Here is a 15,635-nt window from a genome sequence, read left to right on the forward strand (position 1 = left end):
GCCTCCGGCGCCGGGGGTGGCGGCGGCGCCCCGGCGTCGGCCGGGGGCGGGACGTCCTGCGGCCCTTGGGTGCCCGGCCCCTGCTGTGGGGCCGGCGAGGCCGGCGCGCGCGGCGGGGTCACCACCGGCTGCTGCGGCAGGTGCTGATTGTTGGGCGGTATGGCGTCCGGAACGGTGCTGGTCGGCTGGCTGGGCGCCTGGACCGGGATCGGCGGCATCGCGAGCCGCTCCTCGGGGATGTCGGGTGGGGCGACCGGCGGCTGGCCATTGATCAGCAGTTGACCCTTGGCGCTGTTGACCAGCGTGGCCCAGCCCCCGTTGCCCAGCGTTGCGCCGATGCTGCAGGCGACCGATCGGCTGCCGGCCGCCCAACTCTGCAGCGACACGGTGGGGTAGATCAGCGTGAGCGTGGTGGTGCGGAGCTTGGTGGGCGCGAGGTAGGCGTCCGTCATCTTCGTGCACGAGTCCTTGATGAACCCGTCCTGGTCGGGCTCGGCGGGCAGGGTGTCGGGGAACTTCTCGGCCAGGTTGACCCGGCCGGTGACCTCCATCGCGTGCGGCGCGGCGCAGTCGACGGGGACATCGATCGGCTGGTTGGTCGCCGAGTCGATGCCCAGGCAGGTGCCGGCCGGCCAGACCTTGGACTGGTCGACGTCGGCGACCTTGCCTTTGAAGATCTCCTGCTGGTTGTTCGGGCCCGGCAACTGCAGGCCACACAGCATGCGGCGGTCGCCGGACTGGCGCCAGGCGCGGTCACCGGCCCACAGCAGGCTGACCATGAACTTGCTGTTGGGATCGAACTTGGGCCCCAGGTAGTTGTGGACGGCGGGTTCGCACTGCTCTTGGGTCATCTGCTGGATCCGGGCCGGCGACGGGGGCGCGGCGTCGGGCCCGTACTCCGAGCCCGGGAAGGTCCGCATGTCCACCGATTCGGCCACCTCGAACTTGTGGTCCTCGGTGCAGTTGACGATGCCGGCCGACTCCGGGGTGGCGTCCGGCCACATCAGGCAATCGCCGCTCTTGGCCCGGTTGAATGCGGCGTCGCTCTTGGCTCCGGTGCTCGGCACCGGGTTGATATAGCCGGCCAGCCGCCCCGGCCCGGTGCCCACCGGGATGGCGGTGGCCACCCCGGCGATCAACAGGCCGCCGAGCGCGGTGAGCAACAGCGCCCGCCTGGTCGCGGTCGCCTGCAACCCGCGCGGCCACCGGAACCCGCCCGGCGGCCGTTGCGCGGCGGCGTCGGGAGACCCGGCGGCGGCATCCACTTCGGCCACCCCCGGGGCATCCGAAACTTCCTTTTCGGGCGCTTGCGACATCCGTTCCATTCTGACAGGAGCCACTGAGTGGCGTGACGAAAGTGGCTGATGATAATTACTGGGGCGGCCGACGGGGTGCTCTGGCGGCTCTGCGGTACGGCAAAAGTAGTGTCGGGGCCGTGATCGACCTGAAGCTGCTCCGGGAAGACCCCGATGCCGTGCGCCGTTCGCAAGCCAGCCGCGGGGAAGACCCCGCACTGGTGGACGCCCTGCTGGCCGCCGACTCCGAGCGCCGCGCGGCGATCTCGGCCGCCGACGACCTGCGCGCCGAGCAGAAGGCCGCCAGCAAGAGGGTGGGCGCGGCGTCGGCCGAGGAACGCCCGGCGCTGTTGCAGCGCGCCAAGGACCTCGCGGAGCGGGTGAAGGCCGCCGAGACCGCCCAGGCCGACGCCGAAGCCGCGTTCACCGCGGCGCACCTGGCGATCTCGAACGTCATCATCGACGGCGTGCCCGCCGGCGGGGAGGACGACTACCGGGTCCTCGACGTGTTCGGTGAGCCGTCGGCGATCGAAAACCCAAGGGATCACTTGGAACTCGGCGAGTCGCTGGGTCTCATCGACATGCAGCGCGGCGCCAAGGTCTCGGGCTCGCGGTTCTATTTCCTCACCGGCCGGGGCGCGCTGCTGCAGCTGGGCCTGCTGCAACTGGCCCTGCGCACGGCCGTCGACAACGGCTTCATCCCGATGATCCCGCCGGTCCTGGTGCGCCCGGAGGTGATGGCCGGCACCGGGTTCCTGGGCGCGCACGCCGAGGAGGTGTACCGGCTGGAGGCCGACGACCTGTACCTGGTCGGGACGTCCGAGGTGCCGCTGGCCGGCTACCACGCCGGGGAGATCCTGGACCTGTCCGGCGGCCCGCTGCGCTACGCGGGCTGGTCGTCGTGTTTCCGCCGCGAGGCCGGCAGCCACGGCAAGGACACGCGCGGCATCATCCGGGTGCACCAGTTCGACAAGGTGGAGGGGTTCGTCTACTGCGTGCCGGCCGACGCCGAGGCCGAACATCAAAGGCTGCTGGGCTGGCAGCGAGAGATGCTGGCCCGCATCGAGGTGCCGTACCGGGTGATCGACGTGGCCGCGGGTGACCTCGGCTCGTCGGCCGCGCGCAAATTCGATTGCGAGGCATGGGTTCCCACGCAGGGGACCTACCGCGAGCTGACCTCGACGTCGAACTGCACCACCTTTCAGGCGCGCCGGTTGGCGACGCGCTACCGCGACGACAACGGCAAGCCGCAGACCGCGGCCACGCTCAACGGCACGCTGGGCACCACCCGCTGGCTGGTTGCGATCCTGGAGAACCATCAGCAGCCGGACGGCAGCGTCAGGGTGCCGGGCGCGCTGGTTCCGTTCGTCGGGACCGAGGTGCTCGAGCCGGCGAGCTGACCGCGGCCCGGCCGGGGGTATGCCCGAAGGCGCGCCGGTAGGTGCCGATGAAGGCGCTCGGCGTGGCCCAACCACATTGGGACGCAACGTAAGTGATGTCGTGACGCTCGGCGAGCAGCACCAGCGCATGTTGCAGGCGCAGCTGCGTGCGCCATTGGGGGAAAGTCATCGCCAGCTCGTCGCGGAATAGCCGGCTCAGGGTGCGCTCGCCGACGCCGATCCGGCTGCCGACCTGCTGCAACGTCAGCGGGGCGCGCAGGTCGTCGGCGATCAACGCGCACGCCTTCCGCAGCCGGCGATCGACCGGGGTCGGAATCCACAGCGGCTCGCGAAGGCTCGTTGCCCGCAGTTGGTCGTGCAGCACGGCCAGCATCCGGTGGTGCTCGGGGGTGTCGGTTGCGTCGGCTCGTGAGCAGGCGATGATGAGCTCGCGCATCAGCGCATTGACGGCCAGCACGGCCGGCGCCTTCGGGACGCGCCGGTAGCGGCCGGGATCCATTGCGACGCCGTGGAATTGGGTGTGGCCATGGAACTTGTGCTCGTGCCAGTGCCCCGCCGGTATCCAGATGGCCCGGTTGGCGGGCGTGATCCAGGTTCCCGCGGGCGTCGTGACCGACACCGCCCCCGAGGACGGATACACGATCTGGTGCTGTGGGTGGCGGTGGCGTTCGATGCGCGCCCCCGGCGGCAGCGTCTGCGCCGAGGTCACCAGGCCGGTCTGGCTGATTTCGGACATATCACGGCAGAATATCGGAAGCCCGCACGCCGCGTGCGGGGATAGCGTTGTCTCTTATGGCGATGAATCTTCTGCACCGATGGCGGTGCAGCTCGGCGGACTGGGAAAAGACGGTTGCCGATCGGCTGCTTCCCTGGGTGCTCGGCGAGGTGGAATTGGGCCCTCGCACACTGGAAATCGGCCCCGGCTACGGTGCGACGACGCGCGCGCTGCTGGACAGGGCCGAGTCGCTGACCGCCGTCGAGGTCGATCGCGCGATGGCCGACCGCCTCGAACGCCGCTACGGCGATCGAGCCCACATCATCCACGGCGACGGCACCGGCACGGGCCTGCCCGGCGACCACTTCAGCTCGGTGGTGTGCTTCACGATGCTGCATCACGTCCCCGACGCGCGAACGCAGGACCGGCTGTTCGGCGAGGCGCTCCGGGTGTTGCGGCCCGGCGGCGTCTTTGCCGGCAGCGACGGCGTGCCGTCCCTGTCCTTCCGGCTCATCCACATCGCCGACACCTACAACCCCGTCGCGCCCGAAGACCTGCCCGCGCGGCTGCGGGGCGCCGGGTTCGCCGACGTCCGCGTCGACGTGTCGGGCGCCCGGCAGCGGTGGCGCGCGACGAAGGCCTAGGCGTCGACGGGCGTGCGCGCGGCGGCGGACCGTTCGTGCCGGCGCTGGCGCTCCATGGTCGCGAAGTAGAAGGCGAACGCGAAGGCGAAGCTGGTGAACAGGCTGGACACGAAGTACAGCCACGGGCGCCGCAGGCCCCGGCGATAGCCGTCGACGATGGTAAACAGCGGCAGCAGGATCACGTTCGCGATCGTGTAGTCCTGGCTGGCGGAGCTCGCGGCCGGATTGGTGAACATCAGCCGGATGTAGTCGGACCAGCTGCCGGGGCCCCAGATGGGGTTCGTCGAGCCCTGCGCGTACTGCTGGACGAAATGGATGTTGAACCACCAGCCCAGCACGACCGACGCGATGCCGACGACGTAGTACACACATTCCAGCGGCGAGAACAACGGCCCGCCGGCCGGCCGGGAGAACACCGTCGAGTTGGAGGCCACGATCCAGCCGATGACCGAGAGCCCGAGAACCGCGTGCACGAGAAGCGAGACCATGGGCGCAGTCTCACCTCGCCCGCGAGTTTTGTCAATATTGACACAACGAAACTTGAGGTACCTTACTGCCATGGCCCGGCGGGCGCAGACGGCGCGCAGCGAACGCACTCGGGAGGCGCTGCGCCAGGCCGCCGTGGTGCGATTTTTGGCCCAAGGCGTCGAGGACACCTCGGCCGAGCAGATCGCCGCGGACGCCGGGGTGTCGCTGCGCACCTTCTACCGCCACTTCGGCTCGAAGCACGACCTGTTGTTTGCCGACTACACCGGCCTCAACTGGTTCCGCGCCGCGCTGGACGCGAGACCCGACGACGAACCGGTGATCGACTCCGTTCAGGCGGCCATCTTCGCGTTTCCCTATGACGTTGAGGCGGTTACGAAAATCGCCGCGCTGCGCGGCGGCGACCTCGACCAGGGTCGCATCGTCCGGCACATCAGGGACGTCCAGGCCGACTTCGCCGACGCCATCGACACGCAACTGCACAAGCGTAGCTGCGCCAAGGAGCTCACCCCCGACGCCCGACTGCGGATGACGGTGACGGCGCGCTGCATCGCGGCCGCGGTCTTCGGCGCGATGGAGGCCTGGATGGTCGGCGAAGACCGCTCGCTCGGCGAGCTCGCGCGGATGTCGCACACGGCGCTCGAATCGCTCCGCGCGGGCATCACTGACACCTGGGCCGCCTGGGCCGCGGGGCAACTTTCGTCATAATTGACAAAACTTGGGCCGCGTGTCAGCCTGCAGGTCGGGAGGTCAGATGTCTCACTATGACGCGATAGTCATCGGCGCCGGGCACAACGGGCTGGCCGCGGCGGTGCTGCTGCAGAAGGCCGGACTGCGGACCGCGTGCCTGGACGCCAAGCTGTACGCCGGCGGGATGGCCTCCACGGTGGAGCTTTTCGACGGGTACCGCTTCGAGATCGCCGGCTCGGTGCAGTTCCCCACCTCGTCCGTGGTCGTCGAGGCGCTGGGCCTGGACACCCTGCCCACGATCGACCTGGAGGTGATGTCGGTCGCGCTGCGCGGCGTCGGCGACGACCCGCTGGTGCAATACAGCGACCCGGTCAGGTTGTTCACCCACCTCAACGAGGTGCACGGGGCCGACGCCGTCAACGGGATGGCGGGGCTGATGGCCTGGAGCCAGGCGCCGACGCGGGCCCTGGGTCGGTTCGAGGCCGGCATGCCGCCCAAGACCCTGGACGAGATGTATGCCTGTGCCACCAACGAATTCGAGCGCTCGGCGATCGACGACATGCTGTTCGGCTCGGTCACCGACGTGCTGGACCGCTACCTTCCCGACCGCGAGAAGCACGCCGCGCTGCGCGGCTCGATGACCGTGCTGGCCGTCAACACCCTCTATCGCGGGCCGGCCACCCCGGGCAGCGCGGCGGCGCTCGCCTTCGGGCTGGGCGTCCCCGACGGGGACACCATGCAGATGAAGAAGCTGCGCGGCGGCATCGGCGCGCTCACCTCCCACCTGTGTGAGCTTCTGGAAAGCCACGGCGGCGAGGTGCGGCTGCGCAGCAAGGTGACCGAAATCCTGGTCGACCATTCCGGTTCCAGGGGCCGGGTGACCGGGGTGCGCACCGAGGCGGGCGAGACGCTCGGCGCGCCGGTCGTCGTCTCCGGCGTCGCGCCCGACGTCACGCTGAACGAGATGATCGATCCCGCCGCGCTGCCGGCCGACATCCGCGAGCGCTACGCGCGCATCGACCACCGCGGCAGCTACCTGCAGATGCATTTTGCGCTGGACGAGGCGCCGCGGTTCGCGCCGCCCTACGAGGCGCTCAACGAGCCGGCCATGCAGGCATCGATCGGCATCTTCTGCACGCCGGAGGAAGTCCAGCAGCAGTGGGAGGACTGCCGGCGCGGGATCGTTCCGGCCGACCCGACGGTGGTGCTGCAGATCCCGTCGCAAAACGACCCGGACCTGGCGCCCCCGGGCAAGCACGCCGCGTCGGCGTTCGCGCTGTGGTTCCCGATCGAGGGGGGCATGGACTCGGGCCCGGGCGGCTATGGCCAGGCGAAGGTCGAGATGGGCCAGCGGGTGATCGACAAGATCACCCGGCTCGCCCCGAATTTCGAGGCCAGCATCATCCGGCACACCACGTTCACGCCCCGGCACATGGGGGTGATGTTCGGCGCGCCCGGTGGTGACTACTGCCACGGTCTGCTCAACGCGAACCAGATCGGGCCCAACCGCCCCGGCCCGAAAGGCTTCCTCGGACAGCCGATTCCGATCGAGGGGCTGTACCTGGGCAGCGCCGGCTGCCACGGCGGTCCGGGGATCACCTTCATCCCGGGCTACAACGCCGGTCGCGCGGCGCTGGCCGACCTGGGTCGCTAGCCGCGATCGCCCAGCAGTTCGTCCAGCAGCGCGGTGAACTCGTCGGGGCGCGCCGGCGTGAACGCGGGGCTGGGCCAGGCTCCCGGCACGTCGAGGGTGATCAACGTCGACTTGAACGGCCGTTGCACGTCCAGGGGCAGCCAGCGGCGGAAGTCGGAGCTGCCCCAGATGCGAAACCGGTGGACGAAGGTGCCCAGCGGCTCGGCCCTGTACCCGCGGATCGTGTCCAGCGCGATGATCTTCGAGGTGCCGGATGGAAAGTGGTAGCGGCGCAACGTGATCGCCGCGCGGTCCAGCTGGACCAGCCCGTCATCGTAGTTCGCGTTCATTTCTTCGAGCTCCGCAGTTGGTGTCCGCGCGCGGTCAGGCAGCGCCCGTCATCGAGCCGCCACTGCCAGCCGTGCAGGTTGCAGGTCAAGGTGTTGCCTTCCACCACACCGAATTTCGACAGGTCGGCCTTGAGGTGGGGGCAGCGGCGCTGAATCTCCCAGCCGTCCAGCGTGACCGACGCGGAGTCGTCGTGGGTCTCGGCGAACCACCCGTCGGCGTAGGCGATCCGTTCGTCGGTCAGGCACTTGAAGAAGGTGTACAGGTATTCGTTGTAGCCGCCGACGCGCCAGGCGCGGAAGCGGGTCGACAAGAAGATGGTGTTCACCCAGTCGGGTTCGCTGTCGCGCAGCACGGTGCGCACCAGCTCCGGCGCGATGGCGAAGCCGTAGCGCACCCGCTCGTCGGGAATCCGTTCGCGCACGGTCCGTTTCGGGAAGTCCAGGATCACGGTCTCGGGTCCGATGACGAGCTCGACCGGGTAGCCGATGCCGTCGCAGACCTCGTCGCTTTGCGACATGACCGGCTCGAACAACGCGCGCAGTCGGTCAAGCAGCGGCTCGCCGGTGGCGGGGGCCCAGCTCGCGCGCTCCGCGGCCAGCACGGGGGCCATCCGCTCGGCGTAGTCGGCGATGTAGGCCGACTTGCCGGTGGTGAAGATGGCCTCGACTTCGTCGGCCGGCAAGGGATGGCGAAGCGAATTCAGGGTCGCGCCGGCGAAGTCCGCGGTCGACCCGGGCACCATCAGCAGGCCGCCGTCGTGGCCGTGCGCGCGCATCTGCTCCAGGAAGACCATCTGGTCGGGGAAGATGTTGGCCGGATCCCCGCGGTCGTCGTTGAGGTGGCGCAACTCGGGGTCCAAAAAGCACGGTGGCCCCGCCGACGGCACGACCCAGGTGGCGCCCACCTGGGCGATGTACTGGCGGGCGCGGTCCATCTGCCGCTGCCGCTTCTGGGTGCCGAACGATTCCTTGGCGCGGGCCGGCATGTCGTAGACCATCGGGTACCAGATCGCGCCGGAGTACTGCAGCAGGTGCACGTCGACGCGGCCGAATTCGGCGCCCAGCACGTCCAGGTCCACCGGCCGGGCGTCGTTCATGTTGAAAACCGTTGTCGTGCCGTCGGAAACGACCAGGGCCGAGTCGCCGATCGGGCCGTCGGCCGGGGCCCGCAGCGCGATGATCATGATGTCGAGTTCGCCCTTGGGTCCGCCGATCCGGTGTTTGGTCGAGTCGGTGGTCTCGACGAACCGGTGAAACCCCAGCTTTTGCAACTCGTTTCGCAGGTCGGGCACCGGGAAGTCGGGCAGCAGCACCACCGCGTCCTTGTTGACGTGCTCGCGCAGGTTCTTCGCGTCGAAGTGGTCGCGATGGAGGTGCGAGACGTAGAGGTAGTCGCAGTCGCCCAGGCGGTCCCAGTCCAGGGCGCTGTTGTCCGGGAAGGGGAACCAGGACCCGAAGTAGGCGGGATTGACCCAGGGGTCACACAGGACGCTGCCCGCGTGGGTCTGAATCAGGAATCCGGCGTGGCCTACGCTCGTGACCTGCACAATGCCTTTCCGGGGCCTTTCCGGGGACGCTTTTCGGGGGCAGACGGTTGACGGGGTGTCAGCCCCCGAGCTTAGCGTGCGGCCGGCGGCGGCCGCCGATTTCCGGGTCGGGCGGCCCCTGGTCGGTGGCACTAGGCTAAGGCCTGTGGAACCGGTATACGGGACTGTCATACGGCTTGCCCGGTTGATCTGGCGCGTCCAGGGTCTCAATATCGCCGTCGAGGGCGTCGAGCACCTGCCGAAAAGCGGCGGCGCGGTCATCGCGATCAACCACACCGGCTACCTGGACTTCACCTTCGCGGGCCTGCCCGCCTACAAGCAGGGCCTCGGGCGCAAGGTGCGGTTCATGGCCAAACGGGAGGTCTTCGACCACAAGATCACCGGGCCGATCATGCGCAGCCTGCGGCATATCCCCGTGGATCGCGGCGACGGCGCCTCGTCCTACGAGGCCGCCGTCAGAAATCTCAAGGACGGCGAGCTCGTCGGGGTTTACCCGGAGGCGACGATCAGCCGCAGCTTCGAAATCAAGGAGTTCAAATCGGGGGCCGCGCGGATGGCGGTCGAGGCCGGGGTGCCGATCGTTCCTCATATTGTCTGGGGCGCGCAGCGGATCTGGACCAAGGGCCACCCCAAGAAGCTGGTGCGCCCCAAGGTGCCGGTCGTGGTGCTGGTGGGCGAACCCATCCAACCCACGCTGGCCGTCGACGAATTGCGGGCGCTGCTGCATTCGCGGATGCAGCATCTGCTGGAGCGGGCACAGGAGCGGTACGGGCCCCATCCGGCCGGGGAGTTCTGGGTGCCGCGTCGGCTCGGCGGCGGCGCGCCGTCGTTAGCAGAGGCGGCGCGCCTGGATGCCGAGGAGGCCGCCGCCCGGGCGGCCCACCGCGCCAAGGCCGCCGGGGCGCCGGAGCAGTAGCCGATGGCGGAGCCCACCTTTCGCACTCTTGAGATCCTGGCCCGGCTTGTCGTCTTGGCCACACGCACCCGCATCACCTACACCGGCGAGGAGAACATCCCCGACCGCGGCGGGGCCGTGATCGCGATCAACCACACCAGCTACGTCGACTTCCTGCCTGCGGCGTTGGCCGTGCACCGTCGGCACCGTCGGCTTAGATTCATGATCAAGGCCGAGATGCAGCAGGTGAAGGTGGTGAATTTCCTGATCAAGCGGACCCGCACCATTCCGGTGGACCGCGGCGCCGGGGCCGACGCGTACGCCGTCGCCGTGCGCCGGCTGCGCGAGGGTGAGCTGGTGGGCGTGTATCCGGAGGCCACCATCAGCCGCAGCTTCGAGCTCAAGGAATTCAAGACGGGTGCGGCCCGGATGGCCACGGATGCGGAGGTGCCGATCGTCCCGGTGATCGTCTGGGGCGCGCAGCGCATCTGGACCAAGGACCACCCCCGGCACCTCGGCCGCAGCAAGATGCCGATCACCGTCGCGGTGGGCGCGCCGTTGCGCGCCGGCAACGACATCGCGTCCACCACCGACGCCCTGCGCGCATCGATGACGGCGTTGCTGCACCAGGCGCAGGACGGGTATCCGCACCCGGCCGGCGCCTACTGGGTCCCCCGCCGGCTCGGCGGCGGCGCCCCGACGATGGCCGAGGCGGCCCAGATCGAGGCCGACGAGGCCGCGGCCCGATCGGCGGGCAGGGCCGCCAACCGTACCCCGCCCCGGCCGCGATAGGGGAGGACAGCGACATGGCAGAGCCGTTCTACCGGTTGTGCGAGTGGGTCGTTCCGCCGCTCGTGGCCATGCAGGGGACGAAGTTCACGTTTCACGGCCTGGAGAACATCCCGACGCAGGGCGGCGCCCTGCTCGCCCAGAACCACACCAGCTACCTCGACTGGCTCCCGTCGTTGTTCGCCGTCAGGGAGCGGGGCCGCCGGATGTACTTCATGATCAAGGCCGAGATGGCCGACGTGAAGGCGGTCGACTACGTGATCAAGCATGCCAGGCTCATTCCGGTGGACCGCCGCTCGGGACATGACGCATTCGAGGTGGCCGTGCGGCGCCTGCGCGAGGGCGAGCTCATCGGGATGCATCCCGAGGCCACGATCAGCCGCAGCTACGAGCTGAGGGAATTCAAGACCGGGGCCGCGCGCATGGCGCTGGCGGCGCAGGTCCCGCTGATCCCGGTGATCGTATGGGGCGCCCACCGGATCTGGCCCAAGGATCACCCGAAGAAGGTGTTCCGCAACAAGGTTCCGATCACGGTGGCCGTGGGACGGCCGCTGCGGCCGGAGGGCACCGCCGAGCAACTCAACACGGCGCTGCGCCAGGCGATGAACACGTTGCTGTATCGGGTGCAGGAGGAGTATCCCCATCCCGGCGGCGAGTTCTGGGTGCCGCGGCGCCTCGGTGGTGGCGCCCCGAACCAGGACGATTCCCGCGCCATCCGGTTGGCCGAACTGCAGGAGCGCATGAAGAGGTACGGGACCGACGGCGTGACCCGGCCGGGGCAATCCCAAAGCGGATTGCACTGAGAGTGGCAAAGACGGACCCTCTCGTCGACCTCGTGACGAAGCCGGCGCTGATCGCGTGCGACGTCGACGGCACGTTGCTCGATGAAAGCGAAACCATCTCCCCGCGCACCCGCGACGCCGTGCGCGCCGCGGTGGCGGCCGGGACGCAGTTCGTCGTGGCGACCGGTCGCCCGCCGCGCTGGATACGGCCCGTCGTGGATGCGCTGGGCTTCGCGCCGACGACGGTGTGCGCCAACGGCGCCGTCCTGTACGACCCCGCGACCGACCGGGTGCTGTCGGCGCGGACGCTGGCCGTCGACACCCTGGCCGAGCTGGCCGAGCTGGCGAGCCGGGCCATCCCGGGCGCCGGGCTGGCCGTCGAGCGGATCGGTGAGCGCGCCCACGACACGGCCACGCCGCAGTTCATCAGCTCGCCGGGCTACGAGCACGCGTGGCTCAACCCGGACAACACCGAGGTGTCGATCGAGGACCTGCTCAGCGCGCCGGCGATCAAGCTGCTGATCCGCAAGGCCGGTGCCCGCAGCGCGGACATGGCGGCCGAACTCGCCAAACATGTTGGCATTCAAGGCGATATCACCTACTCCACCGACAACGGGTTGGTGGAGATCGTGCCGCTGGGGATCAGCAAGGCCAGCGGCGTGGAGGAGATCGCCAAACCCCGGGGGATCACCGCCGACGAGGTGATCGCGTTCGGCGACATGCCCAACGACCTACCGATGCTGCGGTGGGCGGGCCACGGCGTGGCGATGGGCAACGCGCATCCCGAAGTGCTGGCCGCCGCCGACGAGGTCACCGCGCCCAACACCGACGACGGGGTGGGCCGGGTGCTGGAACGCTGGTGGCACGAGGCCGCTACCCGGTCGGGGTGATCGCCGCCGCGATCTGCTGGGGTATGTAGTTGACGAACAGCGGGCCGAGCCCCATGAACGGCGTGCCGAAGATGGTCACGGGGAAGGGGCCAGCCATGACGGGGCTGGTGACATTCACCGTCCCCGTAAGGGAGTGGGGCGGAACGAGAATGCCGTCGAACGGCAGGTGCAGAACGATCTGCGCGGCAACGACGATGGAAGAAGGAAAAGGGGGAGGAGGGGGTGGGTTCAGCGGGACACTCCCTGACACCGGGATCGTCATGTCCACGACGGTCTCGCCATTGAGGAAGCCATTGGCGACGACGGCCGGCGCGTCCACGAGCGCACCGAGTGCCCCCACGGGGTTGCCGGCCAGCAGCGCCTGCTGAATCGCCGTCGCGGAGGTGGCGAGGCCCTCCAGCGTCGCAAGCGGCGCGCCCGCCAGCGCGTAGGTTATGACCAGCGGCAACCCGAAGTAGGCGCTGAGCGATCCGGTGGTCAACTGGGGACCCAGGAAAGGCACAACCAAGAGCGCGGTCGCCGAAATGCTGGGGACCGTCAGCACGTTGAGCGCGTTGGTGAGGTTCTGGGACATCTGCCTCAGGATCGAGGGCGGCATCAGGTTGGTGAGGTACTGCGCCTCCTGGCCCGGAATGTTCCCGAGGGCGAACAGATTCCCCAGCGGGCCCAGCAGGGTGGGATTGACCGTGGCAGCAAAGGTGGCAGTGACATTGGGAATGTCGAGGTTCACCAAACTGATCGCCGGGGTCCCGGGATTCACCCCCGTCACCAATAGATTCGCGAAGGCCTGCGCCACGTCCTGGACCGCGCCGAAGTAGTTGCCCGCCCGGACGGCCTGCCAGGCCACCTGCAGCCCGTCCGCAAAAGTGGGCAGGCCGGCGACGATGCCGGTGGTCGCGGCGTGCAGGTTGGTGAAGAACTCCTGGGTGAAGCCGATCTGCGTGGCGACGAACTGCTGGATGAATAGGCCGCCGGGAAGTTCAGGAGCTGCTGGATGCCGGCCTGAATGGCCGCGGGCAGGTTGGCCACCACGGCGGGGAAGTTCTCGATCGTCGTGGTCAGTGCGGCGGCGATCTGCTGCCAGTAACCCAGCTGGTTGACCAGGACCTGGCGCAGGATGGGGAAGGGGTCGGCGCGCCACGCGCCGAACAGGGACTGCAGGTTCGCCGACGTATTGGCGATCAGTTGCCCATACGCGCCGCCGGGAACGAACGCGGCGGCCGCGTTGGGTGTCAGCAGCGAGGCGGCGCTGCCGGTCGCGATCTGGCCCGACATCTGCCCCAGCGTCCGGGCCGGAGCGGTGACGGCGTTCAGCAGGCCCTGCTGGGCGTTGGCGATCTCGGTGCCGAGGTAGGCCGCCGCACCACCGTTCAACAGGCTCACGAACTCGTCATGGAACGCCGCCGCCCGGGCGGCGGCGGCCTGGAATTCGCGGCCGTAGGTGCCGAACAGCTGCGAGATCGCCGCGGACACCTCGTCGGCGGCCGCGGCCGCGACCCCGGTCGTGGGTGCCGCCGCCGCGGCGGTCGCCTCGCCCAGGCTCGAACGGATGCCCGCCAAATTCTCGGCCGCGACCGTCACCAGCTCCGGTTCCGTGACCACGAACGACACCGCTGCCTCCCCTCGACTCGCTCCCCGCGAACCGTGCCGCGCAGGGTGATTCGAGAGTATGTGACGCGGCGCACATCCGGTCCGGAATGCGCCAACTCTTAGGTCGCGTTCGGGTGGGATGGCAGCGAGAAGTGTTCGGGCGGCACCTCCGGGCCGCTCGGCGGCTGCGTCGACAGTGGCGTCGTGATCCCGTCGACGACCTCGGTGAGGTTTCCGGTCAGTCGCTCGAAGTTCAGCGTGCCGTGTTGGAAGTTCTGCGTAATTCGCAGGGGCTCTTGTATTTCCGCGCTGGTCGGCAACCCGAGGGGGCCCCGTTCATAGCTCAGCGAGGCCCAGGCGTCGTAGATGGCGCCGGTCACCGGCTGCGCGCCGATCTCGGGTGACCAGTACATCGCGCCCTTGGCGAACGTGGCGAAGCGGGCGCCACCCGCCGCGTCGTCTTCCGGGGAGGTCGGCGCGCCCAGGACGCTGCTCATGCCGCCGATCGCCAGCCAGTGCTCGTAGATCGCCCCGCCCTTCAGCGCGTTGATCAGCTCCTCGGGCGGGTCGTTGAAATGCGATGCGATATCGCGGATCTCGTCCATCAGCGCGTAGGCTGCATTGCCGGGGCAGTCGGTGTTTCCGACGTCGCGGTGGGTGAAGATGGTGGGCAGGTTCGCGACGGCGCCGGCCGGGAAGGTCGTGTAGTGGCTGCCCGCCGATTCCAGCGTCACCGCGCCCTTGGGGTCCACGCTGTCCATGCCCAGCCGCCAGCCCAGCAGCCGGCCCACCGTCCGCAGCTGGATCGGCGTGGGCGGCACGTCGTCGAAATTGCCGATCATCGCCACGCCCCAGGTGTTGCGGTTGAACCCGCCGGTGTGAAACGCCTCGACGGCCTTGGTCAGGCCCCCCGCGCTGCCCTCGAACACCTGGCCGTACTTGTCGACCAGCGCGTTGTAGGCGATGTCGCACCAGCCCAGCGTCTTGCTGTGGTAGGTGTAGATCGCCTTGACGATGCCGGCCGATTCCAGCGGGGAGTAGTCGTTGCTGCCCGCGGTGTGGTGGACGACCGCGGCGCGAATCCCGTTGTCGTACTGCGGGCTACCGCATCGCAGCGCCTCGTCGGCGCCCCACTCCGCCCGGCTGATGATGCTGGGCGGCTGGCCGGGCATCATGACCCCGGACGGCGGGGTCCAGTGGGTCCTGGCCGGCGCCTGCGGCGGCGAGATGAGGATCGCGGAGATGTTCTGCGCGTAGGGCTGTTCCTTCGACACCGGCCTGTACCCCAACGCGTTGTCGGTCGCGGGCGGCAGTGGCCCCCTGGTCGCCGGGGCGTCGATCGGCCGGGTGACCGCGATCTGAACCGTCCGGGTAGTGCCGACGAATACCGGATCGGTGCTGCGCGGGCCCTCGCTGGGTTCGCCGGCTCCTGCGCCTCCCGTGGGTCCGGCGTCGGGGGCGGCGGTTTCGTACTCGGTCTGGTACCAGGGCCCCCACGATCCGTCGGGGCGCTTAGCGCGGACCCGGGTGGACGTGCCGGCGAGGTCGCCGGTCAGCGCGACCAACGAAAACGGGGTGTCCTGGCTGAGCTCGCGAACCGTGACCCCGCCACCGAGCCCGACCAACGGTTGCTCGGCGAGCTGGGTGTCGTGGGCCCGCGCCGGCTCGGGGGCCCCGCGGTCGCGCGCGGCGTCGCCGACCCACGAAACGATGAGGACCGTCGCCGCGACGGCGGTGAGCAGCATCGTTGGCGCGCGGCTACGGGACGACACCAGCCGATGTTACGTGTGTTTCTGCTGTTATTACTGAGGCGACACGAGGTGCGGGTGCGAAAACTGCCCGAAAGCCTGTTCGACGGCACCGCAGAGGGGCGCTCTGCGGTGCCGTCGGGGGACAGGTTCCTCCCGGTTCCGCGGCCTTAGGGGCCGC

The 15,635-nt window shown here is 69.4% G+C and carries 16 protein-coding genes; 8 read left to right on the forward strand and 8 right to left on the reverse strand.

Translation table 11 applies throughout. From position 1 onward, the window contains the following. A partial coding sequence (locus tag BST11_RS13390; protein WP_083138441.1) for a septum formation family protein occupies positions 1-1,325 on the reverse strand: 1,325 nt, incomplete at its 3' end. A gap of 110 nt (positions 1,326-1,435) precedes the next feature. Between BST11_RS13390 and serS the strand changes: the two genes are divergently transcribed. Then, positions 1,436-2,695: a serine--tRNA ligase gene (serS, locus tag BST11_RS13395; RefSeq protein ID WP_083138442.1), complete on the forward strand. Its 1,260-nt coding sequence runs from the start codon at positions 1,436-1,438 to the stop codon at positions 2,693-2,695. Here the strand turns inward: serS and BST11_RS13400 are convergent. Then, on the reverse strand, positions 2,634-3,431 hold the full coding sequence (locus tag BST11_RS13400) for an AraC family transcriptional regulator (protein WP_083138443.1): 798 nt from the start codon (positions 3,429-3,431) through the stop codon (positions 2,634-2,636). The genes serS and BST11_RS13400 overlap by 62 nt on opposite strands. 56 nt (positions 3,432-3,487) lie before the next feature. On the opposite strand from BST11_RS13400, the gene BST11_RS13405 reads away from it, so the two are divergent. Continuing rightward, on the forward strand, positions 3,488-4,054 hold the full coding sequence (locus BST11_RS13405; RefSeq protein ID WP_083138444.1) for a class I SAM-dependent methyltransferase: 567 nt from the start codon (positions 3,488-3,490) through the stop codon (positions 4,052-4,054). Here the strand turns inward: BST11_RS13405 and BST11_RS13410 are convergent. Continuing rightward, positions 4,051-4,542 carry a DUF2834 domain-containing protein gene (locus tag BST11_RS13410; protein ID WP_083138445.1) on the reverse strand — a complete coding sequence of 164 codons (492 nt, stop codon included), beginning with the start codon at positions 4,540-4,542 and terminating at the stop codon, positions 4,051-4,053. The two genes, BST11_RS13405 and BST11_RS13410, sit on opposite strands and share 4 nt — an antisense overlap. A 70-nt stretch (positions 4,543-4,612) precedes the next feature. Here BST11_RS13410 and BST11_RS13415 point away from each other — a divergent pair, with 70 nt between their 5' ends. After that, positions 4,613-5,248 (forward strand): TetR/AcrR family transcriptional regulator, encoded by a 636-nt coding sequence (locus tag BST11_RS13415; RefSeq protein ID WP_083138446.1) that lies wholly within the window; start codon positions 4,613-4,615, stop codon positions 5,246-5,248. A gap of 46 nt (positions 5,249-5,294) precedes the next feature. Continuing rightward, the gene (locus BST11_RS13420; RefSeq protein WP_083138447.1) at positions 5,295-6,884 is read left to right on the forward strand and encodes a phytoene desaturase family protein; all 1,590 of its coding nucleotides are present in this window, start codon (positions 5,295-5,297) and stop codon (positions 6,882-6,884) included. Here BST11_RS13420 and BST11_RS13425 read toward each other — a convergent pair. Together BST11_RS13425 and BST11_RS13430 are read right to left on the reverse strand one after the other, a co-directional pair. Next, a complete protein-coding gene (locus tag BST11_RS13425) occupies positions 6,881-7,213 on the reverse strand; it encodes a hypothetical protein (protein WP_083138448.1) in 333 nt (110 codons plus the stop codon). The two genes, BST11_RS13420 and BST11_RS13425, sit on opposite strands and share 4 nt — an antisense overlap. Continuing rightward, on the reverse strand, positions 7,210-8,760 hold the full coding sequence (locus BST11_RS13430; protein WP_083138449.1) for an MBL fold metallo-hydrolase: 1,551 nt from the start codon (positions 8,758-8,760) through the stop codon (positions 7,210-7,212). Before BST11_RS13430 ends, BST11_RS13425 begins: the two co-directional genes overlap by 4 nt. A 145-nt stretch (positions 8,761-8,905) precedes the next feature. On the opposite strand from BST11_RS13430, the gene BST11_RS13435 reads away from it, so the two are divergent. The 4 genes from BST11_RS13435 to BST11_RS13450 are packed head-to-tail and all read left to right on the forward strand — an operon-like array spanning position 8,906 to position 12,116. Further along, positions 8,906-9,676 (forward strand): lysophospholipid acyltransferase family protein, encoded by a 771-nt coding sequence (locus tag BST11_RS13435; RefSeq protein ID WP_083138450.1) that lies wholly within the window; start codon positions 8,906-8,908, stop codon positions 9,674-9,676. Between the two features lie 3 nt (positions 9,677-9,679). Next, positions 9,680-10,447: a lysophospholipid acyltransferase family protein gene (locus BST11_RS13440; RefSeq protein WP_083138451.1), complete on the forward strand. Its 768-nt coding sequence runs from the start codon at positions 9,680-9,682 to the stop codon at positions 10,445-10,447. Between the two features lie 14 nt (positions 10,448-10,461). Then, on the forward strand, positions 10,462-11,247 hold the full coding sequence (locus tag BST11_RS13445) for a lysophospholipid acyltransferase family protein (protein ID WP_083138452.1): 786 nt from the start codon (positions 10,462-10,464) through the stop codon (positions 11,245-11,247). Positions 11,248-11,279: 32 nt separating this feature from the next. Beyond that, a complete protein-coding gene (locus BST11_RS13450) occupies positions 11,280-12,116 on the forward strand; it encodes a Cof-type HAD-IIB family hydrolase (protein ID WP_083138453.1) in 837 nt (278 codons plus the stop codon). On the opposite strand, the gene BST11_RS27150 is transcribed toward BST11_RS13450, so the two are convergent. The 3 genes from BST11_RS27150 to BST11_RS13460 form a co-directional block, all read right to left on the reverse strand. After that, positions 12,100-12,963, reverse strand: coding sequence for a hypothetical protein (locus BST11_RS27150; protein WP_158086790.1), 864 nt, complete (start codon positions 12,961-12,963; stop codon positions 12,100-12,102). The genes BST11_RS13450 and BST11_RS27150 overlap by 17 nt on opposite strands. Next, complete coding sequence (locus BST11_RS29285; protein ID WP_142276338.1) at positions 12,882-13,727, reverse strand: PE domain-containing protein; 846 nt, start codon at positions 13,725-13,727, stop codon at positions 12,882-12,884. Before BST11_RS29285 ends, BST11_RS27150 begins: the two co-directional genes overlap by 82 nt. Positions 13,728-13,825: 98 nt before the next feature. After that, positions 13,826-15,478, reverse strand: coding sequence for an LGFP repeat-containing protein (locus BST11_RS13460; protein WP_211284709.1), 1,653 nt, complete (start codon positions 15,476-15,478; stop codon positions 13,826-13,828). Positions 15,479-15,635: the final 157 nt, after the last annotated feature.

The organism is Mycobacterium alsense, from assembly GCF_002086635.1.
Lineage (GTDB): Bacteria > Actinomycetota > Actinomycetes > Mycobacteriales > Mycobacteriaceae > Mycobacterium > Mycobacterium alsense.